Origin of the sequence: Caulobacter radicis (assembly GCF_003094615.1) — a bacterium.
In the GTDB taxonomy this organism is placed as follows: Bacteria; Pseudomonadota; Alphaproteobacteria; order Caulobacterales; family Caulobacteraceae; genus Caulobacter; species Caulobacter radicis.
Window position 1 is genome coordinate 606,370 of record NZ_QDKO01000009.1, and the last position, 22,800, is coordinate 629,169.

The window sequence follows — 22,800 nt, forward strand, 5'->3', positions numbered from 1 at the left end:
GCTGGCGGTCCGCTGGCGGCGCATCTGCGGGCTGAACCAGGGTTTCCCGCCACAAGGGCGGGAATGACGGGAGTAGGGGGAGGGCGCGGATGATCGCCGAACTCTCCCGCCCATCGACCCTCGCCGACCTGATCGCGACCGAACGCGCGCGGTTCCTGGCCGAGCATCCGCGCAGCGTGGCCATGGCCAGGGCGGCTTCGGCCGTGTGGCGGGGCGGGGTTCCGATGCACTGGATGGGCGACTGGGCCTGCCCGAGCCCCATCTTCGCCGCCCAGGGCGTGGGGGCGCAGATCACCGACGTCGACGGCCGGCTGTATGACGACTTCTGCCTGGGCGACACGCCGTCGATGTTCGGCCATGGCGAGCCTTCCGTGGCGGCGGCCGTGGCCGACCAGGCCCGGCGGGGCGCGGGGTTCATGCTGCCGACCGCCTCGGCGGTGATCGTCGGCAAGCTGCTGGCCGAGCGCTTCAGCCTGCCGCTGTGGCAGGCGGCGACCACGGCCAGCGACGCCAACCGCGCGGCCATCCGCTGGGCGCGGGCGGTGACGCAGCGGCCCGTGATCCTGGTGTTCGACGGCTGCTACCACGGCATGGTCGAGGACGCCTTCGTGGTGCTGAAGGACGGCCAGGCGGCGATGAAGCCCGGCCTGCTGGGCCAGGTGCAGGACCTGACCGCCACGACCCGGATCGCGCCCTTCAACGATCTTGAAGCGCTGGAAGCGGCACTGGCCCCCGGCGACGTCGCCGCCGTGCTGGCCGAGCCGGTGATGACCAACTGCGGGATGATCCTGCCCGATCCCGGCTTCCACGACGCCCTGCGCAAGCTGACTCGCGAGGCAGGGACGCTGCTGATCATCGACGAGACCCACACCATCTCGACCGGTCCCGGCGGCTACACGAAAGCGCATGGCCTGGAGCCCGACGTCTTCGTGCTGGGCAAGGCCGTGGCTGGCGGCGTGCCCGCGGCCGTCTGGGGCGTGACGGCGGAACTGTCGGCGCGGATGGACGAGGCCCAGGCGCGCATCGGTCCTGGCCAGTCGGGGATCGGCACGACGCTGTCGGGCAATGCGCTGGCCATGGCGGCCATGCGGGCCATGCTGTCCGAGGTCATGGCCGAGACGGCCTATGCGAAGATGCTGGCCGGGGCGCAGCGGCTGGTGGCGGGGCTGGAAGGCGTGATCGCCGCGCGGGGCCTGCCGTGGTCCGTCGTGCATGTCGGGGCGCGGGTGGAGCTCGTTTTCGCCGACCCGCCGCCGCGCGACGCCGCCGCGATGCGGAAAGTGCTGGACCACGAGGCCGTGGAAGCGCTGCATCTGTGGCTGATCAACCGAGGGGTGCTGATCGCGCCCTTCCACAACATGATGCTGGTCTCGCCCGTCACCGAGGACGCGGCGGTGGACCGGCTGGTCGCGGCGGTCGATGCGTTCGCCGTGGCCGTCGGGGAGGTGAACTGATGGTGAGGTCGCTTATTGGGACCCTCTCCCATAGGGAGAGGGAGGGGCCCGGCGCGAAGCGCTGGGAGGGTGAGGGGTTACGCTCTCAACCGGCGCGCCGGCACGCCGTCGGGCGCCTTACCCCCTCACCCTCCCATGCTTTGCATGGGCCCCTCCCTCTCCCCATGGGAGAGGGGTCATGGTGATGGTCGCCTCACCCGACGAATGCCGCGATTTCCTGGCGGCCCATCCGCAGGTGAAGTTCGTCGAGGTGTTCTTCACCTCGATGACCGGGGTGCCGCGCGGCAAGCGGCTGCGGGTGCACGAGCTGCACGCGATCTATGACTACGGCCGGTTCCTGCCGGGCTCGATCCTGGTGGTCGACACCGTGGGCGCCGACTGCGAGGAGACGGGACTGGTGTGGGAGGACGGCGACGCCGACCGTCGCGCGCGGCCCGTGCCGGGGACGCTGACCCTGGCGCCGTGGCTGGGTCCCGACGTCGCCCAGGTGATGCTGTCGCTATACGAGCTGGACGGAACGCCCAACGACCTGGACCCGCGCCACGTGCTGCAACGGGTGCTGGACCGCTACGCCGCCGACGGCCTCACCCCGGTCGCGGCCTGCGAGCTGGAATACTATCTGGTCGACATCGAGCGCGGCCCGAACGGCGAGCTTCTGCCCGCCAGGTCGGTGCTGACCGGCCAGCGGCCGACCGGCATCCAGGTCTATGGCCTGCCGGAACTGGAGGCCAACGCCCCGTTCCTGCGCGAGCTGTGGGACACGGCCGACACCATCGGGGTGCCGCTGGAAGGCGCGATCTCGGAATTCGCTCCGGCCCAGGTGGAGCTGACCCTCAAGCACAAGCCAGACGCCTTGCGGGCCGCCGACGACGCGGTGCTGTACAAGCGCGCCGCCAAGGGGGTGGCCCTGCGGCACGGCTGCGAGGCGACCTTCATGGCCAAGCCCTGGGCCGACAAGGCGGGCAACGGTTTCCACGTGCACGTCAGCTTCAACGACGCAGGCGGCGACAACCTGTGCGCCGCCGAGGATCCGGAAGGTTCGGAACTGCTCAAGCACGCCATCGGCGGCATGAAGGTGCTGCTGGGCGAGGGCATGGCGATCCTGGCGCCCAACGCCAACAGCTATCGCCGCTTCAAGGCCAACTCTTACGCGCCCGTCGCGCCGACCTGGGGCGTCAACAACCGCACGGTTTCCCTGCGCGTGCCGGCGGGCCCGGCGCCGACGCGGCACGTGGAGCACCGCGTGGCCGGGGCCGACGGCAATCCATACCTGGTGATGGCCACGCTGCTGGCGGCGGCGCACCACGGCATCACCAACCGGATCGATCCGGGCCCGGCGGTGGTCGGCGACGGCTATGCCGCCGCGGCCAAGGAGAACGTGCGGCTGCCGTCCAACTGGTTCGCCGCCGTCGACCTCTTCGAGAAGTCGCAGGTGCTGGCCGACTACCTGGGCGAACGCTTCGTGGAGATGTTCGTGTCGGTGAAGCGCACCGAGCAGGCGCGGTTCTTCGAGGTGGTCGGGCAGCTCGACTATGACTGGTATCTGCGCAACGCCTGACGGCATGGCGCTGGGAGTAAGCTTTGGGTTGAACCGGCGGCGGGGAAGGGGCCTCGTCCGCTTCATGCGAACGAAAGAGGGAGTTTCGAGGCCATGAGCACCAACCACTTCCGGGGGGCCTCGCGCCGCTCGCTGCTGACCGCGTTCGGCGCGGCGGCCATCGGCCTGTCGTTCACCGCCTGCGGCGAGAAGCCCGCGCCGTCCGAGGGCGGCGAAGAGGCCAAGCTGAACTTCTACAATTGGGACACCTATATCGGCGAGACCACGCTGGGCGACTTCAAGAAGGCCAGCGGCGTCGACGTGAACATGAGCCTGTTCGCGACCAACGACGAACTGTTCGCCAAGCTGAAGGCGGGCAATCCGGGCTTCGACGTCATCGTGCCGTCCAACGAGTTCGTCACCCGGATGGCCCAGGCCGGCATGCTGGAGGCGCTGGACCACGCCAAGGTTCCCAACATCAAGAACATCGACCCGACCTTCATGAACCCGGACTTCGACCCGGGCCGGAAGTTCTCGCTGCCCTACACCTGGCTGGTGCTGGGCATCGGCTATCGCAAGAGCAAGGTCAAAGGCGTTCCCGACAGCTGGAAGTACCTGTTCGACAGCAACCAGTACGCCGGCAAGATCGCCCTGCTGTCGGAAAGCGCCGATCTGGTGCGCCTGTCGGCCAAGTACCTGGGCCATTCGGTCAACGACATCCCGGCCGACATGCTGCCGAGGATCGAGCAGATGCTGATCAAGCAGAAGCCGTTCGTGAAGGCCTTCCACGACGACAACGGCCAGGACCTCTTGCTGTCGGGCGAGGTGGACGTCGTGCTCGAATACAACGGCGACATCGCCCAGGCGATGAAGGACGACGACGACGTCGACTTCGTGGTGCCCAAGGAAGGCAGCCTCATCAACTCGGACTGCCTGTGCATTCCGAAAGGCGCGCCGCGGCCGAACAACGCCCACAAGTTCATCAACTACCTGCTGGACGCCCAGGCCGGCGCCGAGATCAGCAAGACCATCCTCTATCCGACGCCCAACGCGGCGGCCAAGGCGCTGATGCCGGACGACTACAAGAACAACCCGGTGATCTTTCCGCCCGCCGCCATCATGGCCAAGTGCGAGTACGGGGCCTTCGAGGGGGCGGAAAAGGCCAGCCTCTACGAGGAGATCATCACCCGCGTGCGGGCGGCTTAGAGCTGGAAATCCTCCCCCTCTGGGGGAGGTGGCCCGGAGGGCCGGAGGGGGGACGTTTTCAGCTTCCGCTGAGCGTCTCGCCCTCGCAGCCACACCCCCCTCCGTCGGCTTCGCCGACACCTCCCCCAGAGGGGGAGGATCTTGGAGCGCCAAATGGAACAGAGCTGGAAGAAGGCCAAGGCGGTGTTCGCCGCCGCGCTGGGACCGCCGCTGGTCTGGCTGGTGGTGTTCTTCGTCGCGCCGATGGCGATCGTCTGGGCCTACAGCTTCGGCCATAACGTGGGTCTGACCGAGATCTCGTTCACCGGCACGATCGCCAACTACGCCCGGGCGCTGGAGCCGCTGTACCTGAAGATCTTCGTCAAGTCGGCCTGGGTGGCGGCGCTGACCACGGCCCTGTGCCTGGTGATCGGATTCCCGGTGGCGCTGGCCATCACCTTCGCCTCGCAGAAGGCCAAGACCTGGCTCTTGCTGCTGGTCATGCTGCCGTTCTGGACCAACCTTCTGGTCCGCACCTATGCCCTGATCGCTGTGCTGCGGACCGAGGGCTACGTCAACCAGACCTTCGAGTGGTTCTGGAACATCGGCGGCAAGGTCGCGCCGCTGGGCGCCTACCAGCCGCTGGAGCTGCTGCACAACAACTTCGCGGTGATCCTGGGCCTCGTCTACGTGCACCTGCCGTTCATGGTGCTGCCGCTCTACTCGGCGTTGGACCGGCTGGACAAGTCGCTGCTGGAGGCGAGCCTGGACCTCGGCGCCGGGCACCTGCGCACCCTGTTCCGCATCGTCGTGCCGCTGGCCCTGCCGGGCATCGCGTCTGGCGTGCTGATCACCTTCATCCCGGCGCTGGGCGCCTATCTGACGCCCGACCTCTTGGGCGGTCCCGACAGCCAGATGATCGCCAACGTCATCGAGCGCCAGTTCAAGCGCGCCAACGACTGGCCGTTCGGCGCGGCCCTGTCGTTCCTGCTGATGTACCTGACCTTCATCGCCATCGCCGTGCAGGCGATGTTGTCGAAGGGCAAGAAGAAGGAGGGCGTGGGATGATCTCGCCGCTTCTTTCTTCTCCCTCCCCCTTTGATGGGGCAGGGGTGGGGGTGACGCCGTCGGCGGGCCTGGGCCCGGCCGCGCTACATCCTGAACCGCTGTCACCCCCATCCCCGGCCCTTCCCCCATCGAGGGGGAAGGGGGAGGCTTTCCGATGAGCCGCAAGTCGCCGCCCGGGCCCCTGGAGTACCTGCGCCGCTGGCCGATCCGGCTGTGGCTGCTGGCGGTGGGGGTGTTCCTCTATGCGCCGCTGATCGCCCTGATGGCCTTCAGTTTCAACGACAGCCGGCGCAACATCGTCTGGAAGGGCTTCACGCTCAAATACTACGAGAAGGCCTTCAACAACGACGGCCTGATCGAGGCCTTCGCCAACAGCCTGACGATCGCGGCGGTCTCGACGGTGCTGAGCGTCGTGCTGGGGGCGCTGGTGGCGCTGGCCCTGTGGCGCTTCCGGTTTCCGGGCAAGACGGCGGTGGACGGGGCGCTGGCCCTGCCGATCGTGGTGCCCGAGATCTGCATGGGCGTGGGCATGCTGGTGTTCTTCGCCAAGGTGCTGCCCTGGCCGCAGGGGCTGGTGTGGCCGCTGAATCTGGGGGCGATCATCATCGCCCACGTGACCTTCTCGTTCCCGTTCGTGGCGGTGGTGGTGCGCGCGCGCATGGCCAGCTTCAACCGCGAACTGGAGGAAGCCGCGCGCGACCTCGGGGCCGGCGAGTTCCGCACTATCAGGGACGTGATCCTGCCGCACATGACCCCGTCGCTGGTGGCGGGCGCGTTGCTGGCCTTCACGCTGAGCCTGGACGACTTCGTCATCACCTTCTTCACGGCCGGGCCCGACACCGTGACCTTCCCGGTGAAGGTCTATTCGATGGTGCGCTTCTCGGTGACGCCCGAGGTCAATGCGGCCTCGACCATCCTGATCGTGCTGACCGTGATCCTGACCGCCGTGGCGCTGAAGCTGCAAGGCGACCCTGCGGCGGCGGCCGGGGCGCATGGGGGGGAGAAGGCATGAGGTTCTTCCGATTGGAACCTCCCCCCATGGGGGAGGCGGCCGAAGGCCCGCGGGGGGACGTTTTCAGCCGCCGCAGTCTTGGAGGGTTCGCAATAACGCCCCCCACCGATCGCTGCGCGATCGCCTCCCCCAGAGGGGGAGGTTCCTCGTGGGCCGAGGAGCCCAGGCCGCTGACGTTTTCGGGGGGAATGACGAAGTGACCGAAGCCAAACCGATTATCACCTTCGAGAACGTCACCAAGCGCTTCGGCAAGCTGGCGGCGGTCGACAACGTGTCGCTGAGCATCCGGGAGGGCGAGTTCTTCGCCCTCTTGGGGCCGTCGGGCTGCGGCAAGACCACCCTGCTGCGGATGCTGGCCGGGTTCGAGACGCCCACCGAGGGGCGGATCCTGATCGACGGCCAGGACATCTCGAACGTGCCGCCCAACAAGCGGCCGGTGAACATGGTGTTCCAGTCCTATGCGGTGTTTCCGCACATGACCGTGGCCGACAACGTCGCCTACGGCCTGAAGGTCGACCGGGTGAGCAAGGCCGAGCGCGACCGTCGGGTCGAGGAGGCGCTGGAGCTGGTGCAGCTGGGCGGCCTTGGTCAGCGCAAGCCCGATCAGCTGTCGGGTGGTCAGCGGCAGCGGGTGGCCCTGGCCCGGGCGCTGGTCAAGCGCCCCCGGGTGCTGCTGCTGGACGAGCCGCTGTCGGCCCTGGACGCCAAGCTGCGCGAGCAGATGCGCACCGAGCTGTGCACCCTGCAGGAGAAGGTAGGCATCACCTTCATCATGGTCACCCACGACCAGGACGAGGCTCTGGCCCTGGCGTCGCGCTGCGCGGTGATGAGCAAGGGGCTGCTGCAGCAGGTGGCCACGCCCAACGATCTTTACGAGTTTCCCAACAGCCGCCTGGTGGCCGACTTCATCGGCAGCGTGAACCTGTTCGAGGGCGTGCTGGCGGTGGACGAGCCGAGCCATGCGGTGATCCGTTCGCCGGGCCTGCCGACCGACATCTTCCTCGACCACGGGGTGACCGGCCCGCGCGGCGGCACGGTGTGGGCGGCGATCCGCCCCGAGAAGATCGAGCTGCACAAGCGTCCCGACGACGGCGAGCCGCCGAACATGGGCGACGCGCCCAAGGGCACGAACGCGGTGGCGGGCGTGATCAGGCACGAAGCCTATCTGGGCGGGGTGTCGACCTATGAGATCGAAATCGAGGGTGGCCGCCGCGTGAAGGTGCAGCGCCCCAACCTGACGCGCTGGGACCAGGAGGACTTCCGGCTGGGCGAGGCGGTGTGGATCGCCTGGCACGCCTGCTCGCCGGCGGTGCTGCTGTCGTGATCACGCTTCCTTCCGTTCCAAGCTTCGTCATCCCGGAAGCGCGCAGCGCTATCCGGGACCCAGGGGCCGCCGCATTGCAGGTGGTCCTGGGTCCCGGCTCTCCGCTTCGCTGCGGCCGGGATGACGAGCGGGGGAGTGCGAAGGGAGGAGACTGCTGATGCGTCCCGTCGCCGGCGTCATCTGCTGCACCCGCACCGTCGGGATCGAGCCGGCCCAGGCGGTGATGAACCGCTATGTCGAAGGCGCGATGCGGTACGCCGACGCCGCGGCCCTGCTGGTTCCGTCGATGCCGGGGCTGATGAAGGCCTCGGAGGTCGCCGCGCGGCTGGACGGGCTGATGCTGACCGGCAGTCCGTCGAACCTGGATCCGGCCTTTTACGACGAGGCGGTGGAGGATGCGCCGGGGCCCTTCGACCGCGATCGCGACGCCATGACCCGCGACCTGATCAAGGCCATGCTGGATCTGGGGCGGCCGGTGTTCGGGGTGTGCCGGGGCTTCCAGGAGATCAACGTCGCCTTCGGCGGCACCCTGCGGCGCGACATGGCGACCAGCGCCGAACTGATCGCCCACCATGCGCCCGACGAGGTCGATTTCAACGGCATGTTCGACCATCGCCACCGGGTCGACCTGACGCCCGGCGGGGTGCTGGCCACGGCCTTTGGCGCTGAGCAGGCGGTGGTCAATTCGGTGCACTACCAAGGCGTCGACCGGCTGGGCGAGGGCCTGTCGGTAGAGGCCAGGGCGCAGGACGGCGTCGTCGAGGCGGTGTCGGCCCAGGTGAACGGCGCGCCGGTGCTGGCCGTGCAGTGGCACCCGGAATGGAAGCCGGAGCAGAACCCCCAGTCGCGGGCTTTCTTCAGTCTCTTTGGCCAGGCCTTGCGAGGTGAATTCGAGTTTCCCCTCCCCCTTGATGGGGGAGGGGCCAGGGGGGGGGGGTGGTTACGGCGGTTCGGCTCGCGCCGGACCCTGAACCGCTGTCACCCCCATCCCCGACCCTTCCCCCATCAAAGGGGGAAGGGAGAAAAAGAAAGTCATCGAGGAAGAGCAACCATGACCGCCCCCCTCCGCAACCACGACATCGCCGAACTCAAGCGCCTGGATCTGGCCCACCACCTGCCGGCCCAGGCCGACCACAAGGTCATCGCCGAGCAGGGCGGCAGCCGGATCATCACGCGGGCCGAGGGCGTCTACATCCACGATGGCGAGGGTCACCGGATCCTCGACGGCATGGCCGGGCTGTGGTGCGTCAACGTCGGCTACGGCCGCACCGAGTTGGCCCAGGCGGCCTACGACCAGATGCTGGAGCTGCCGTACTACAATACCTTCTTCAAGACGGCGACGCCGCCGCCGATCGAGCTGGCGGCCAAGATCGCCCAGAAGATGGGCGGTCATCTGAGCCACGTTTTCTACAATTCGTCGGGATCGGAGGCCAACGACACCGTCTTCCGGCTGGTGCGCTACTTTTGGAAGCTGAAGGGGGAGCCAAGCCGCACTGTCTTCATCAGCCGCTGGAACGCCTATCACGGCTCGACCGTGGCCGGCGTGTCGCTGGGCGGGATGAAGCACATGCACAAGCAGGGCGACCTGCCGATCGCCGGCGTCGAGCACGTGATGCAGCCCTACCTGTTCGGCGACGGCTTCGGCGAGGACCCGGCCGCCTTCCGCGACCGGGCGGTGCAGGCGATCGAGGACAAGATCCTCGAGGTCGGCCCCGAGAACGTCGCGGCCTTCATCGGCGAGCCGGTGCAGGGGGCGGGCGGGGTGATCATTCCGCCGGACGGCTACTGGCCGGCGGTCGAGGCCCTGTGCCGCAAGTACGGGATCCTGCTGGTCTGCGACGAGGTGATCTGCGGCTTCGGGCGCCTGGGCGCCTGGTTCGGCCACCAGCACTACGGCATCAAGCCCGACCTGATCGCCATGGCCAAGGGGCTGTCGTCCGGCTACCTGCCGATCAGCGCCGTGGGCGTGGCCGACCACATCGTCGCCGAGCTGCGCGAGAAGGGCGGCGATTTCATCCACGGCTTCACCTATTCGGGCCATCCGACGGCGGCGGCCGTGGCGCTCAAGAACATCGAGATCATGGAGCGCGAGGGCCTGGTCGAGCGCACCCGCGACGAGACCGGTCCCTATCTGGCCCAGGCGCTCGCATCCCTGAACGACCATCCGCTGGTCGGCGAGACCCGCTCGCTGGGCCTGATCGGCGCGGTCGAGATCGTGCGCGAGAAGGGGACCAACCACCGCTTTCTCGACAAGGAAGGCGAGGCCGGGCCGATCGTGCGGGATCTCTGCATCAAGAACGGCCTGATGGTGCGCGCCATCCGCGACAGCATCGTCTGCTGCCCGCCGCTGATCATCACCAAGGCCGAGATCGACGAACTGGTGGGGATCATCAGGAAGTCGCTCGACGAGGCCGAGCCGGTGCTGCGGGCGCTGAAGCCGAAGGAGGAGGGGTGAGTATCGGCATCACCGTGAAACTGTGATACTGTGAGATTATGAAAAATATCACAGTCTCCATCGACGAAGAGACCTATCGGCGCGCCCGCATCAAGGCCGCCGAGCAGGACACCTCCGTCTCGGCCATGGTGCGTCAGTTCCTGGTCGACGTGGCGCAGGACGAGAGCGAGTTCGAGCGACTGAAGCGGCGTGAAGCGGAGCTGAGAGCAAAAATCCGGGGCTTCCGCGCCGCCGACAACCTGCCGCGCGACGAACTCTATCGGCGTGGGGAATAGGTGGCGGTCTTCTTCGACACCAACGTACTGATCTATTCGATCAGCGAGGCGCCGGAAGAGACGGCCAAGCGCGAGGCCGCCAGGATCCTGCTGGATCGCATCGACGGGGTGCTGTCGGTGCAGGTGCTGCAGGAATTCTACGTCCAGGCCACGCGCTCGTCGCGCCCAGGGCGACTGGATCCTGAGGACGCTGCGGAATTCGTCCGAACCTGGACCCGCTTCAAGGTGCAGGACAATACCCTCGCCGTGCTGCTCTCGGCCCTGGAGATCAAGGCGCGCTACGGCTTTTCCTACTGGGACAGCGCCGTGATCGCGGCGGCCCGCGCCGCCGGCTGCACCGAACTTTTCACCGAGGATCTCTCGCACGGCCAGATCGTAGAGGGTGTCCGCATCATCAACCCGTTCCACTAGCCCAAACTTCAGCAAGCGCGAGGAGCGCCCTCATGAAGCCCAAGCACAAGAAGAACCACGACGGTCCCAAGGTCACACGGGGGGTCAAGACGCTGGACGAGGCCCAGTCCTGGTTCCGCAGCCAGAACATCGAGGAGATCGAGTGCGTCGTGCCCGACCTGGCCGGCGTCGCCCGCGGCAAGATCATGCCGGTGCGCAAGTTCCTGGGGACCCCGTCGATGAACCTGCCGCTGGCGGTGTTCTACCAGACCATCACCGGCGACTTTCCCGAGTTCGAGGGGGCGGTGAACGGCGTGCAAGCCGACACCGACATCTTCCTGACCCCCGACCTGGCCACCCTGGCCACGGTGCCCTGGGCCCAGGATCCGACCGCCCAGGTGATCCACGACGCCTTCCATCCCGACGGCCGGCCGGTGGAGGAAAGCCCCCGCCAGGTGCTGCGCCGGGTGCTGTCGCTTTATCGCGAGAAGGGCTGGAGCCCGATCGTGGCGCCGGAGATCGAGTTCTATCTGGTCGAGAAGAACATCGACTGGGACTATCCGCTGAAGCCCCCGGTCGGCCGCTCGGGCCGGCCCGAGAGCGGTCGCCAGGGCTATTCGATCAGCGCGGTCAACGAGTTCGACGCCCTGTTCGAGGACATGTACGAATACTCCGAGCGCCAGGGCCTGGAGATCGACACCCTGATCCACGAGAGCGGGGTGGCGCAGATGGAGATCAACCTGCGCCACGGCACGCCGCTGGAGCTGGCCGACCAGGTGTTCATGATGAAGCGCACCATCCGCGAGGCGGCGATGGAGCACGACATCTACGCCACCTTCATGGCCAAGCCGATGGCCGGCGAGCCGGGCAGCGCCATGCACGTGCACCAGTCGATCCTGACCGAGGACGGCGACAACCTGTTCTCGGATCCGAAGACGGGCGAGGCGACGGCCTCCTTCTACGCCTTCATCGCGGGCCAGCAGCGCTACCTGCCGGCGATCATGGCCATACTGGCGCCCTACGTGAACAGCTATCGCCGCATCGCCCGCGACAGCGGCGCGCCGGTCAACACCCAGTGGGGCTACGACAACCGCACCTGCGGCCTGCGCGTGCCGCCGTCCGATCCGGCCAACCGCCGGGTCGAGAACCGCATCCCCTCGTCGGACGCCAATCCCTACCTCGCCATCGCCGCCGTGCTGGCCTGCGGCTATCTGGGCATGACCCAGAACCTGGCGCCGACCGCGCCGGTGGAGATCGACGCCAGTGCGCGGGGCATCGAACTGCCGCGCAGCCTGCTGGAGTCGGTGACGCTGTTCGAGGAGGCCAAGCCCCTGGCCGACATCCTCGGCGCCACCTTCTGCACGGCCTACGCTCGCGTGAAGCAGGCCGAGTACGAGACCTTCATGCGCACCATCAGTCCCTGGGAGCGGGAGTTCCTGCTGCTGAATGTTTAGGCAGCGTTTCGCACCTGCTCCCAGAGGGAGAAGGAGGGGCCCGCCGCGTAGCGGTGGGAGGATGAGGGGTTACGCCCTTGGCCGGCGTGCCGGCACGAAGGCGGGCGTCGTCACCCCTCACCCTCCCGTGCTGCGCATGGGCCCCTCCCTCTCCCCTCCGGGAGAGGGGCTATGAATCTCGGCCACCCCGCCACCTCCTGGTATGCCACCACGGCCACTCCGTTCGACCCGTTGCCCGCCCTCGACGGCGACGCCTTCGCCGACGTCTGCGTGGTGGGCGCGGGCTATACGGGCCTGGGCGCGGCGCTGGAACTGGCTTCGCGCGGGGTGTCGGTGACCGTGCTGGAGGCCGCCCAGGTCGGGTCGGGCGCCTCGGGCCGCAACGGCGGCCAGGTGCACATGGGCCAGCGCAACGACCAGGCCTGGCTGGAGAAGGCGGTGGGGCGCGACGACGCCCTGGCCCTGTGGAAGATGGCGCTGGACGCCCGCTCGCACCTGGCCGCGACGATCGCCGAGCACGACATCGCCTGCGACTTCACGCCGGGCATGATCCACGCTCGCCACAGGCCGGGCGGGGAGGGCGAGGATCTCGACCACATCGCGTTCATGGCCGCCCGCTACGGCTATCACGAGCTGGAGCCGATCGACGCGGGCGCCCTGACCGAAGAGCTGGGCACGGTGGTCTACCACGGCGGCGTGCGCGACAACGGCGGCGGCCACCTGCATCCGCTCAACCTGGCCCTTGGCCTGGCGAAGGCGGCCATGGCCAAGGGGGCGGTGATCCACGAGCGCAGCCGCGCCCGAGGCTGGCGGCGCGAGGGCGGGAAGATCGTGGTCGAGACGGCGGCGGGGCGGGTGCTGTGCGACCAGCTGATCCTGACGGGCGACGGCTATCTGGACGAGCTGGCCGGCCCGCAGGCCCGCGCCCGGGTGATGCCGATCAACAACTTCGTGCTCGCCACCGAACCCTTGGGCGAGCGCGCGCAGACGATCATCCGCTCGAACGCCGCCGTGGCCGACAGCCGCTTCGTCGTGAACTACTTCCGCAAGAGCCCGGACGGCCGGCTGCTGTTCGGCGGCGGCGAGAACTATCGGCCGGGCTTTCCGCCGGATCTGCCGGGCTTCGTGCGCCGGCACATGCTGAAGATCTATCCCGACCTCGCCGACGTGGCGGTTACCCACGCCTGGGGCGGGACGCTGGGGATCACCCTGCACCGCGCGCCTTACGTGCGCGAACTGGCGCCGGGCGTGCGCGTGGCGGCCGGCTATTCAGGGCAGGGGGTGATGCTGGCGCCGTGGTTCGGCAAGCTGCTGGCCGACGCGGCTCTGGGCGAGACGGCCGGGGTGGAGCTGTTGTCGCGGCTGCCGACCCCGCCGTTCCCCGGCGGCCGCCTGCTGCGCTGGCCGCTGACCGTGGCGGGCCTGTCCTGGTACGCGCTGCGCGACCGGCTATAGGTCTGATCGGCGTTCAAGCCCTGCGAGTGGTCCTCGTCCTTCGACGAGCTCAGGATGAGGACCATTGTCGGCTCGGCGTCTGAGAAACCTCATCCTGAGCCTGTCGAAGGACGAGGTTTTCGTCTCAAACGGCCTTGGACTTCGCCCGCAGCGACAGGCAGTAGCCGATCGTTACCACAAGCCCGGCCAGGATCGCGCCGCAGCCGCCCACGACCGCCACCTCGAAGGGCGCGAACGCCCAGAGGCCGGCATAGACGAGCCCGCTCAAGGCCATCGACCAGCCGCCGACCCGATGGACCCGCCGCGCCCAGGCGCTGGGGACGAACCGCTTGGGCATGCGGTTGCCGAACCAGGCGACCATCAGGCCGATGGCGCCCATGACCAGCCGGTTGACGGTGTCGGTGTCGATATAGCCCAGTTTTCGCGCCAGGCTGGCGGCCAGGGCCAGGACGACGATGCCGACGCCCCAGGCCAGATCGGCGATCACTTCCTTCTTCATTCCGCAACCTCCTGCTTGGACGTCGGCGCGTGCTCGCCGACGCCGAACGAGTGGACGAAGCCCAGCAGCGCCTCTTCGAGCACCGAGAGCTTCAGGTGATAGATCACCGACTTGCCGGCCTTTTCGGCGTGCACCAGGTCGGCTTCCCGCAGCACCGCGAAGTGCGCCGACATGGTCGGCTTGGAGACGTCGAACTGATCGCTCAGCTCGCCGGCGCTCAGCGGCCCCTTGCGCAGCAGCTGAAGCACCCGTCGGCGGGTGGGGTCGGAGAGGGCCTTGAACACCTGGCTCATGATAAGACGATTAGCTAATCATCGAAATGAGTCAAGCGATGGTTGGCTTCGACCGGCTTGCCGCGCTAACACCCCGTCATGGCGCGAACCAAGCTGAACCCTGAATTCGAGATCGAAGTCGACGGCGAGACCTATGTCTGGCGCCTGCAACGCACGCCGCACTGGTCGAAGGACCCGACGGAACGACACGGCATGGCCATCGCCGTGCACCACGTCGAGGGCAAGCGCGAGGTCGTCATCGAGTTTCCGCCCGGCGAGCAGCCTCGCTACGGCGCGCCGCAGCTGAAGACCGAGCAGGTGCCCAGGAAGCTGGTGGCGACCGCGATCGCCTCGGCCGTGGCGGCCGGCTGGGAGCCCTGGTCGCGCGGCAAGCCGGTGATCATCGCCGTGGACGCGAACGGAGGCTGAGGGCGTTCCTTAAAACCCTCTCTCTTTGAGAGAGGGAGGGGCCCGCCGCGCAGCGGTGGGAGGGTGAGAGGTTTTACCCTTGGCAGGAAACTCCACTGACGTGCCGCGCCGTGCAGGGCGCCGAGCATCGAAGTTTTCCCAACGTGGGCTTTGTTGCGACCCGGGTTTGGAGGCCGCGCCTTATCCGTTGAGATTGTAGCCTCTCACCCTCCCACGCCTGCGGCGTGGGCCCCTCCCTCTCTCAAAGAGAGAGGGATTACGGGGGGCGACGCAGGCTACTTCATTGGCAGGCGACAGGCGCTATCACAGGGCGCCCTCTGACGGATTGACACCCGCCCACCGGCGTTCTCCGATGCTCGTCGTAGAAAGCGTGGCGGGGTTGCATGCAGGGGCAGGTTTCGGAGCCGACGGGCAGTCTGGCCGATGCGCTGGGCCACGCCATGCGCCTGCTGTCGCGTGATCCGCAGCTGGCGCGCGAGCAGGCCCTGGCCATTCTCGAAGCGGTTCCCCGTCATCCCGGCGCGACCCTGATCCTGGCCGCGGCGCTGCGGCTGTCGGGCGAGCCGGCCGCCGCCCTGCCGGTGATCGATCCGCTGTCGCGGGCCCTGGCCAATGCGCCGGACGTGCAGCTGGAGCACGGCCTCGTGCTGCTGGACCTGGGCCGCACCCAGGAGGCGGTGGCGGCGTTGCGGCGGGCGACGGCGCTGGATCCGAAGCTTGGCGAAGCCTGGCGGGCGCTGTCGGTGGGGCTGACGGTGCTGGGCGACCTGGTCGGCGCGCAGGCGGCCGGCGACCGGCAGGTGCAGGCCTCGGTGCGCGAGCCGGCATTGATCGCGGCGGCCACGGCCCTGGTCGAGGGCAGGCTGCCGGAAGCCGAGCACGGCCTGCGGGCCTATCTGGCGACCCGGCCCGACGAGCCGGCGGCTTTGCGGATGCTGGCCGAGGTGGCCGCGCGGCTGGGCCGCTACGAGGACGCCGAGCGGATCCTGACCCAGACCCTGGCCTTCGCGCCGGGCTTCACGGCCGCGCGGCACAACCTGGCGACCCTGCTCTATCGCCAGAACAAGACGCTGGAGGCGCTGGGCCAGCTCGACCTGCTGCAGGTCGCCGATCCGCGCCATCCGGCCTATGCCAACCTGCGCGCGGCCGCCCTGGTGCGGATCGGCGAATACGAGGCGGCGACGGCGATCTATCGCGAGGTGCTGTCGCGCCATCCCCACCAGCCCAAGGGCTGGATGAGCTATGGCCATGCGCTGAAGACCCTGGGCCGGCGGGCCGAGTGCGAGGCCGCCTATCGCAGGGCCGTCGAGCAGGCGCCGATGCTGGGCGAGGCCTGGTGGAGTCTCGCCAACCTCAAGACCCTGCGGTTCTCCGACGACGATTTCGCGGTGATGGAGGGGCAGCTGACCGGCGACGGCCTGGCCGACGAAGACCGCTTCCACCTGCACTACGCCCTGGGCAAGGCGCTGGAGGACGCCGGGCGCTACGAGCGGAGCTTCGGCCACTACGCCCGGGGGGCGCAGCTGCGCCGCATCCAGATCCGCTACGACGCCGACGAGACCACGGCCCATGCGGCCCGCAGCAAGGCGCTGCTGACGCCCGCCTTCTTCGCCGAGCGCCGGGGCTGGGGCGCGGCGGCGCCGGATCCGATCTTCGTCGTCGGCCTGCCGCGTTCGGGCTCGACCCTGATCGAGCAGATCCTGGCCAGCCACTCGCAGGTCGAGGGCACGATGGAGCTGCCCGACGTCATCGCCATCGCCAAGCGGCTGGGCGGGCGGCGAGGCGAGGGGCTGTATCCCGAGGCGCTGGCGACGCTGGACGCCGACGCCCTGCGAGCGCTGGGCGAGGAGTATCTCGAGCGCACGCGGGTGCAGCGCAAGACCGATCGGCCGTTCTTCGTCGACAAGATGCCCAACAACTTCGCCCACGCCGGGCTGATCCACCTGATGCTGCCCAACGCCAGGATCATCGACGCGCGGCGTCATCCGCTGGGCTGCTGCTTTTCGGGGTTCAAGCAGCACTTCGCGCGGGGCCAGACCTTCAGCTACGGCCTGGAGGACATCGGCCGCTACTACGCCGACTACGTGGACCTGATGGCGCACGTCGACGCGGTGCTGCCGGGGCGGGTGCACCGGGTGATCTATGAGGCGATGGTCGAGGACCCGGAGGGCCAGATCCGGCGTCTGCTGGACCATTGCGGCCTGCCGTTCGAGGATGCGTGCCTGAATTTCCACCAGAACGACCGCGCCGTGCGCACCGCCAGCTCCGAGCAGGTGCGCCAGCCGATTTTCAAGGACGGGGTCGACCAGTGGCGCAACTATGAGCCGTGGCTCGACCCGCTGAAGGCGGCGCTGGGGCCCGTTCTGGCCGCCTATCCGGACGCGCCTGTTATTTGACCACCGGAAGACGGCGCTGCCGTTTTTGCAACAGTCCGGTGAATTGCGCGATCGCCAAGCTTTGCCGGATTGTCGGACTCACGACATTGGAAGAACGTCGTTCTCTCTGGGGCCAAGGAGTGAACACGTGTCGATTAGGCGTTCAAAAACAATGCGGTCGGGCCTGCTGGTCACGGCCCTGATGTCGAGCAGCGCGCTTTGTGGGGCCGCGCTGGCGCAGGAAGGCGGGGTCGCTCTGGAAGAGGTGGTGGTCACCGCCCAGAAGCGCTCGGAGAACCTGCAGGACGTGCCGGTCAGCATCCAGGCGCTTGGCCAGGCCAAGCTGGAGCAGCTGGAGGTCGCCGACTTCGCCGACTACGTGAAGTTCCTGCCCAGCGTGTCCTTCCAGGGCTCGGGGCCGGGCTTCAACCAGGTCTACATGCGGGGCGTGGCCAGCGGCGGCGACGGCAACCATTCCGGCTCGCTGCCCAGCGTGGGCATCTATCTGGACGAGCAGCCGATCACCACGATCCAGGGCGCCCTCGACGTCCACGTCTACGACATCGAGCGGGTCGAGGCGCTGGCCGGGCCGCAGGGCACGCTGTATGGCGCAAGCTCCCAGGCCGGCACCATCCGCATCATCACCAACAAGCCCAGCACCGCGGGCTTCAAGGCCGGCTACAACATCGAGCTCAACAAGGTCGAGGCGGGCGGCACGGGCTACGTGGCCGAGGGCTTCGTCAACCAGCCGCTGTCGGACACCGTGGCCGTGCGCATGGTCGGCTGGAGCAAGCGCGACGCCGGCTACATCGACAACGTGCCCTCGACGCGGACCTATCCGACCTCGGGCGTGACCATCGACAACGACGGCGTCACCAGGAAGAACTACAACGAGGTCGAGACCCACGGCGCCCGCGCGGCGGTGAAGGTCGAGCTGGGCGAGAACTGGACGATCACGCCCCAGGTCATGGGCCAGGTGCAGAAGGCGGGCGGCTTCTTCGGCTTCGACCCCGACATCGGCGACCTGAAGGTCAGCCACTACTATCCGGAAAGCTCGGACGACCGCTGGTGGCAGGCGGCGATGACCGTCGAGGGCAAGATCAGCAACCTCGACATCGTCTATGCCGGTTCGTACCTGCAACGCACGACCGACACCGAGCAGGACTACACCGACTACTCGTTCTTCTACGACACGCTGTACGGCTACGGCGCCTACTGGACCGACGACGCCGGCAACCCCGTGGATCCGTCGCAATACATCCAGGGCAAGGACCGCTACAACCGCATCAGCCACGAACTGCGGGTCAGCTCGCCGCAGGAAAAGAGCCTGCGCTTCGTCGCGGGCCTGTTCTACCAGCGCCAGGCGCACGGCATCCACCAGGACTACAAGATCGACGCCCTGGGCGAGTCGCTGTCGCCGTCGGGTCATCAGGGCACGATCTGGCTGACCGAGCAGAAGCGCGTCGACCGCGACAGGGCCGCCTTCGGCGAGGTGTCGTTCGACATCCTGCCCAGCCTGACGGCCACGGCGGGCGTCCGCTTCTTCGAGGCCGACAATTCGCTGGTCGGCTTCTACGGCTACGGCGCGGGCTACGGCTCGACCGGCGAGCGGGCCTGCTTCAAGGGGCCGGTGATCTCAGGCTCGCCCTGCACCAACCTCGACAAGCGGGTGAAGGAGACGGGCAATACGCCCAAGCTGACCCTCACCTACAAGATCGACCCGGCCAAGCTGGTCTACGCGACCTATTCGGAAGGCTACCGGCCGGGCGGCATCAACCGCCGCGGCACCCTGCCGCCCTACCTGTCGGACTATCTGAAGAACTACGAGCTGGGCTGGAAGACCAGCTGGGCCCAGAACCGCTTCCGCTGGAACGGCGCGGTCTATCTGGAGAAGTGGAACAAGTTCCAGTTCTCGATCCTGGGGGCCAACGGCCTGACCGAGATCAAGAACGCCAACGAGGCCGAGATCAAGGGCGCGGAAACCGACCTGACCATCGCGGTCGCCGAGGGCTTCACCGTCAACGCCGCGGCCGCCTACACCGACGCCAAGCTGACCGCCAACTACTGCGGAGCCACCGACAGCGCCGGCGTGCCGATCACCGACTGCCCCGTCGGCTCTATCGACTTCCCCGACGGCCCGCAGGCGCCCAAGGGCACACGGCTGCCGATCACGCCGAAGTTCAAGGCCAACCTGACCGCGCGCTACGAGTTCGACTGGAAGGACTTCGACACCTTCGTGCAGGCCTCGGCGGTGGGGCAGACCTCGTCCTATTCCGACCTGCGCACCGTCGAGGCGGCGATCCTGGGCAAGCAGCAGGGCTACATCACCTTCGACGTGTCGACGGGCCTGGCGCGCGACAGCTGGTCGCTGGCGGCCTTCATCACCAACCTGACGGACGAGCGGGCCAGCACCAGCCGGTTCGTGCAGTGCGCCGAGGCGGTCTGCGCCGACAAGGTCTACGTGATCCCCAACCAGCCCCGGACCTTCGGCCTGCGGTTCGGCCAGAAGTTCTGATCGTCGATGGATGACGCGCCGCCTCCGCTTCGCGGCGGGGGCGGTTGCGCGTCCAGGGCGGGGGTGAAAGCATGGCCATATGAGTAGTTCGTCGCCCAAGGCCCTCGGCTTCTGGATGTGCAGCGCCCTGGTCGTGGGCAACATGATCGGCTCGGGCGTGTTCATGCTGCCCGCGTCGCTCGCCCCCTACGGCTGGAACGGGGTGCTGGGCTGGATCATCACCATCGCCGGCGGCCTTTGCCTGGCCTTCGTCTTCGCCCGTCTGTCGGCGGCCTTGCCGCGCGAGGGCGGGCCCTATGCCTACACCCAGGAGGCGTTCGGGCGGACGGCGGGGTTCGTCGTGGCCTGGGCCTACTGGATCTCGCTTTGGGTGGGCAACGCGGCCATCGCCACCGGCGCGGTCAGCTACCTGTCGGTCCTGGTTCCCGCCATCGCCAAGACCCCAGGCCTGCACGCCCTGGTCACCCTCGCCCTGATCTGGGGCCTGATCGGCGTCAACTGCCTGGGCGCGCGCCTGGCCGGCGAGGTGCAGGTGGTGACCACGGTGCTCAAGCTCCTGCCGCTGGCGGCGGTGCTGGGCCTGTCGGCCTGGCTGCTGGGCCGCGACGGCGCGGCCGCCGTCACCGCGCCGCTGGACACCACGCAGCTGGGCGGGCCGGGCCTGGTCGCCGCCTCGGCCCTGACGCTGTGGGCGTTGCTGGGCCTGGAGTCGGCCACCGTGCCGGCCGACAAGGTCAAGGACCCGGCCCGCACCATCCCCCGCGCTACCCTGTTCGGCGCGGCCTTCACCGGCGTCGTCTACCTGCTGGTCTGCTCGGCGGTGGTGCTGCTTTCGCCCCCCGACGCCCTGAAGGCCTCCAACGCCCCCATGGCCGAGTTCATCGGCCGGTTCTGGGGTTCGGGCGCGGCCATGGCCGTGGCCGCCTTCGCCGCCATCAGCGCCTTCGGAGCCCTGAACGGCTGGGTGCTGCTGCAAGGCGAGATGCCTTACGCCATGGCCCGGGGCGGGGTGTTTCCGGCCGTGCTGGCCAAGTCGTCCAGCCGCGGAACGCCGGTGCGGGCGCACCTGGTCTCGGGCCTGTTCCTGACGGTGCTGGTGGCGATCAACTACGCCAAGTCGATGGCCGACCTCTTCACCTTCATCGCCCTGCTGGCCACCACGGCCTCGCTGTTCACCTATCTGGCCTGCGCGCTGGCGGCGCTGAAGTTGCAGCGGGACGGCCTGGTTCCGGGTTCGCGGCTGTTGACCGTGGTGGCGATCCTGGCCGGGCTCTACGCGGTCTTCACCCTGTTCGGGGCGGGCAGGGAGGCCGTCATGTGGGGCGTCGTGCTGCTGGCCGCCGGCTTCCCCGTCCATCTCCTGATGCGCCGGGCGGCGCGCACCTGAGGACCGCTGCATGATCACGCGCTCGATCCTGGCCGCCGGCGTCGCCGGCCTGGCGCTGCTGGCGGCGGGCGCCGCCGTCGCGCAGGTCTCGTACGTGCGGGCCGGCAGGCTGGTCGATCCGGTCGCCGGCAAAGTGCTGACCGACCGGCTGATCCGCATCGAGGGCGAGCGGATCGTCGCCGTCACGGCCTGGACCGGCGCGCCGGCCGACGGCCCGGTGCGCGACTGGTCGGGCCTGACCGTGCTGCCCGGCCTGATCGACATGCACACCCACATCGTCGACCAGGAGCAGACCGAGAACATCGCCGAGCCGCTGCTGACCACGGCCGCCGAGCAGGCCTATATCGGCGCGGCCCATGCCCGTGCGACCCTGATGGCCGGCTTCACCAGCGTGCGCGACGTGGGAACCTGGCGGGCGTTCGGCGACGTGGCGCTGAGGGACGCCATCGACAAGGGCCTGGTCCCGGGACCGCGCATGTCGGTGGCCGGGGCCTATGTGACGACGCCGGGCGGGGGCGGGGAGGTGACCGGCATCGCCGCCGATGTCGGCATCCCGGCCGAGATGCGCCGGGGCGTCGTGGAGGACGTGGCCGACACCCATCGCAAGACGCGCGACATCCTGGTGCACGGCGCCGATTTCCTGAAGCTGATCGCCACCGGCGCGGTGCTGACCGTCGGCACCGAGCCCGGCCAGCTGGAACTTTCCAGGGAAGAGATCGAGGCCGCCGTCGAAGAGGCCGCCAAGCGCGGAACCTACGCCACCGCCCACGCCCACGGGGCCGAGGGGATCAAGGTGGCGGTGCGGGCGGGCGTGCGCTCGATCGAGCACGGCTCGCTGATCGACGACGAGGGGATCGCCCTGATGAAGGCCCGCAGCGCCTGGCTGGTCGCCGACATCTACAACGGCGACTACATCGACGAGATCGGCACGAGGAACGGCTGGCCGGCCGAGACCCTGCGCAAGAACCGCGAGACCACGGACGCCCAGCGAGAGGGCTTTCGCAAGGCGGTGAAGGCCGGCGTGCGGATCGCCTACGGCACCGATGCGGGCGTCTATCCGCATGGCCTGAACGCCCGGCAGCTGCCCTACATGGTCAGGTACGGCATGACGCCGATGCAGGCGATCCAGTCGGCGACGACCAGCGCCGCGGCCCTGATGGGCAAGGACAAGGACGTCGGCTGCGCCCAGGCCGGCTGCTACGCCGACCTGATCGCGGTGAAGGGCGACCCCCTGGCCGATGTCGGGGTGCTGGGCGAGGTGGCCAAGGTGATGAAGGGCGGCGTCGTCCACAAGGGTGAGGTGTTGCCGCAGAATTAACCGTTTCACCGCCGGCGCGGGTCGTGCATTGTGCGCCGCAACTCAATGTTGCTGTGCAGCATTGAAACAGCTGTCGCGAAGCGGTCCGTGGGGGAAAGCTGGCGTCAGCCTCGATGCAGGAGCCTCCCCATGGCCGACTCGAACCACTACTACGTCCGTCCCGTCGCCGGCGTCTGGCACGTGACCTGGAACGACTCGCCCGACCTGATCAGCTCGTGCCCCAGCCAGCACGAAGCCGTGGCCCTGGCCCAGCTGCTGGCCCGCCACATGACGAGCCAAGGCCGCTACGCCGAAGTGCACGTGGCCGAGCCCGAAGCCCGCCGCCCGACCTGGGGCCGCAAGGGCCTGGCCGGCGCCGCCGCCGTCGCGGCCTGATCCTTCCATTCGAATCTAGGC

General features: G+C 68.5%; 19 protein-coding genes and 3 pseudogenes. 18 read left to right on the plus strand and 4 right to left on the minus strand.

Annotation, left to right across the window (positions count from 1 at the left end):
* The first annotated feature begins 89 nt into the window (after positions 1–89).
* Positions 90–1,454: an aspartate aminotransferase family protein gene (locus DDF62_RS05075; RefSeq protein WP_116488082.1), complete on the plus strand. Its 1,365-nt coding sequence runs from the start codon at positions 90–92 to the stop codon at positions 1,452–1,454.
* Positions 1,455–1,475: 21 nt separating this feature from the next.
* Here DDF62_RS05075 and DDF62_RS26580 read toward each other — a convergent pair.
* A pseudogene (locus tag DDF62_RS26580) lies at positions 1,476–1,571 on the minus strand (hypothetical protein); the annotation flags it as partial.
* Between the two features lie 61 nt (positions 1,572–1,632).
* Here DDF62_RS26580 and DDF62_RS05080 point away from each other — a divergent pair.
* From DDF62_RS05080 to DDF62_RS05130, 11 genes and pseudogenes are all read left to right on the plus strand, one after another.
* Entirely contained in the window at positions 1,633–3,012 is a 1,380-nt protein-coding gene (locus DDF62_RS05080) for a glutamine synthetase family protein (RefSeq protein ID WP_116488083.1), read from the plus strand.
* A gap of 93 nt (positions 3,013–3,105) precedes the next feature.
* The gene (locus tag DDF62_RS05085) at positions 3,106–4,197 is read left to right on the plus strand and encodes an ABC transporter substrate-binding protein (RefSeq protein WP_116488084.1); all 1,092 of its coding nucleotides are present in this window, start codon (positions 3,106–3,108) and stop codon (positions 4,195–4,197) included.
* Between the two features lie 141 nt (positions 4,198–4,338).
* Positions 4,339–5,244, plus strand: coding sequence for an ABC transporter permease (locus DDF62_RS05090; protein ID WP_165832177.1), 906 nt, complete (start codon positions 4,339–4,341; stop codon positions 5,242–5,244).
* A gap of 154 nt (positions 5,245–5,398) precedes the next feature.
* Complete coding sequence (locus DDF62_RS05095; protein WP_116488086.1) at positions 5,399–6,256, plus strand: ABC transporter permease; 858 nt, start codon at positions 5,399–5,401, stop codon at positions 6,254–6,256.
* A gap of 196 nt (positions 6,257–6,452) precedes the next feature.
* Positions 6,453–7,580: an ABC transporter ATP-binding protein gene (locus DDF62_RS05100; RefSeq protein WP_116488087.1), complete on the plus strand. Its 1,128-nt coding sequence runs from the start codon at positions 6,453–6,455 to the stop codon at positions 7,578–7,580.
* 157 nt (positions 7,581–7,737) lie between these two features.
* Positions 7,738–8,469 (plus strand): annotated as a pseudogene (locus tag DDF62_RS25515) (gamma-glutamyl-gamma-aminobutyrate hydrolase family protein); the annotation flags it as partial.
* Positions 8,470–8,631: 162 nt separating this feature from the next.
* The gene (locus DDF62_RS25520) at positions 8,632–10,035 is read left to right on the plus strand and encodes an aspartate aminotransferase family protein (RefSeq protein ID WP_165832183.1); all 1,404 of its coding nucleotides are present in this window, start codon (positions 8,632–8,634) and stop codon (positions 10,033–10,035) included.
* 38 nt (positions 10,036–10,073) lie between these two features.
* On the plus strand, positions 10,074–10,310 hold the full coding sequence (locus tag DDF62_RS05115; protein ID WP_116488089.1) for a hypothetical protein: 237 nt from the start codon (positions 10,074–10,076) through the stop codon (positions 10,308–10,310).
* Positions 10,311–10,721, plus strand: coding sequence for a PIN domain-containing protein (locus DDF62_RS05120; RefSeq protein ID WP_116488090.1), 411 nt, complete (start codon positions 10,311–10,313; stop codon positions 10,719–10,721). It abuts the gene before it with no gap.
* Positions 10,722–10,753: 32 nt separating this feature from the next.
* Positions 10,754–12,154 (plus strand): glutamine synthetase family protein, encoded by a 1,401-nt coding sequence (locus DDF62_RS05125; protein WP_116488091.1) that lies wholly within the window; start codon positions 10,754–10,756, stop codon positions 12,152–12,154.
* Positions 12,155–12,325: 171 nt separating this feature from the next.
* Positions 12,326–13,609, plus strand: a complete 1,284-nt coding sequence (locus DDF62_RS05130; protein ID WP_116488092.1) for an NAD(P)/FAD-dependent oxidoreductase — start codon at positions 12,326–12,328, stop codon at positions 13,607–13,609.
* A gap of 24 nt (positions 13,610–13,633) precedes the next feature.
* On the opposite strand, the pseudogene DDF62_RS26585 reads toward DDF62_RS05130, so the two are convergent.
* The 3 genes and pseudogenes from DDF62_RS26585 to DDF62_RS05140 all read right to left on the minus strand — a co-directional run.
* Positions 13,634–13,730 (minus strand): annotated as a pseudogene (locus tag DDF62_RS26585) (hypothetical protein); the annotation flags it as partial.
* 3 nt (positions 13,731–13,733) lie between these two features.
* Entirely contained in the window at positions 13,734–14,108 is a 375-nt protein-coding gene (locus tag DDF62_RS05135; protein WP_208866825.1) for an SdpI family protein, read from the minus strand.
* Positions 14,105–14,401 (minus strand): autorepressor SdpR family transcription factor, encoded by a 297-nt coding sequence (locus tag DDF62_RS05140; RefSeq protein WP_116488093.1) that lies wholly within the window; start codon positions 14,399–14,401, stop codon positions 14,105–14,107. The genes DDF62_RS05135 and DDF62_RS05140 overlap by 4 nt, the downstream gene beginning before the upstream one ends.
* A 78-nt stretch (positions 14,402–14,479) precedes the next feature.
* On the opposite strand from DDF62_RS05140, the gene DDF62_RS05145 reads away from it, so the two are divergent.
* From DDF62_RS05145 to DDF62_RS05170, 6 genes are all read left to right on the plus strand, one after another.
* Positions 14,480–14,809, plus strand: a complete 330-nt coding sequence (locus tag DDF62_RS05145) for a hypothetical protein (RefSeq protein WP_116488094.1) — start codon at positions 14,480–14,482, stop codon at positions 14,807–14,809.
* 383 nt (positions 14,810–15,192) lie between these two features.
* The gene (locus DDF62_RS05150) at positions 15,193–17,205 is read left to right on the plus strand and encodes a tetratricopeptide repeat-containing sulfotransferase family protein (protein ID WP_116488095.1); all 2,013 of its coding nucleotides are present in this window, start codon (positions 15,193–15,195) and stop codon (positions 17,203–17,205) included.
* Positions 17,206–17,356: 151 nt separating this feature from the next.
* On the plus strand, positions 17,357–19,699 hold the full coding sequence (locus DDF62_RS05155; RefSeq protein WP_116488096.1) for a TonB-dependent receptor: 2,343 nt from the start codon (positions 17,357–17,359) through the stop codon (positions 19,697–19,699).
* A gap of 79 nt (positions 19,700–19,778) precedes the next feature.
* A complete protein-coding gene (locus tag DDF62_RS05160) occupies positions 19,779–21,086 on the plus strand; it encodes an APC family permease (protein WP_116488097.1) in 1,308 nt (435 codons plus the stop codon).
* Between the two features lie 10 nt (positions 21,087–21,096).
* Positions 21,097–22,404 carry a Xaa-Pro dipeptidase gene (locus DDF62_RS05165; protein WP_116488098.1) on the plus strand — a complete coding sequence of 436 codons (1,308 nt, stop codon included), beginning with the start codon at positions 21,097–21,099 and terminating at the stop codon, positions 22,402–22,404.
* A 129-nt stretch (positions 22,405–22,533) separates the two neighbouring features.
* Positions 22,534–22,779, plus strand: a complete 246-nt coding sequence (locus tag DDF62_RS05170) for a hypothetical protein (RefSeq protein ID WP_101718012.1) — start codon at positions 22,534–22,536, stop codon at positions 22,777–22,779.
* The last annotated feature ends 21 nt before the right edge of the window (positions 22,780–22,800 follow it).